Origin of the sequence: Algoriphagus sp. (assembly GCF_024642405.1) — a bacterium.
Lineage (GTDB): Bacteria > Bacteroidota > Bacteroidia > Cytophagales > Cyclobacteriaceae > Algoriphagus.
Map to the genome: position 1 here is coordinate 2595 of NZ_JAHEBC010000410.1, position 625 is coordinate 3219.

The window sequence follows — 625 nt, forward strand, 5'->3', positions numbered from 1 at the left end:
TTAAAAACCTTGCGGCAAAGATGTATGAACAAGGTTTTCAAATGAATACTCATTGTATTGGCGATTCTGCAAATAGAACCCTATTAAATATCTATGCAGATGTACTGAAAGGTAAAAACGATTTAAGATGGCGAATTGAACATGCCCAAGTTGTGAATCCTGCTGATATTGAAAAGTTTGCTGAGTTCAGCATAATCCCATCTGTTCAGCCTACTCATGCCACTTCAGATATGTATTGGGCAGAACAAAGACTAGGACCTGATCGCATTAAACACGCTTATACATTCAAAGAACTTCTAAACCAAAATGGAATGATTGCTTTAGGGAGTGATTTTCCTGTTGAGTTTATCAATCCACTTTATGGCTTTCATGCCGCAGTAGCTAGAAAGGATAAAAATAATTGGCCAGATGAAGGTTTTCAAATAGAAAACAAACTTACCAGAGAGGAGGCGTTGAAAGGAATGACTATTTGGGCAGCATATGCAAATTTTGAAGAAAAACTCAAAGGAAGTATTGAACCTGGTAAGCTGGCAGATTTAGTCATTATGGAAAATGATATTATGGTTGAGGATGCCAATAATTTGCGGGAATTACCGATTTGGGCAACAGTAATTGGTGGAAAGAC

The 625-nt window shown here is 37.3% G+C and carries 1 protein-coding gene; it reads left to right on the forward strand.

Going from position 1 to position 625, the window contains the following annotated elements; all coding sequences use genetic code 11:
• Nucleotides 1–41 precede the first annotated feature (41 nt).
• Nucleotides 42–625: amidohydrolase family protein (locus tag Q0L68_RS18560; RefSeq protein ID WP_296705747.1), on the forward strand; the 584-nt coding region annotated here is incomplete at its 3' end.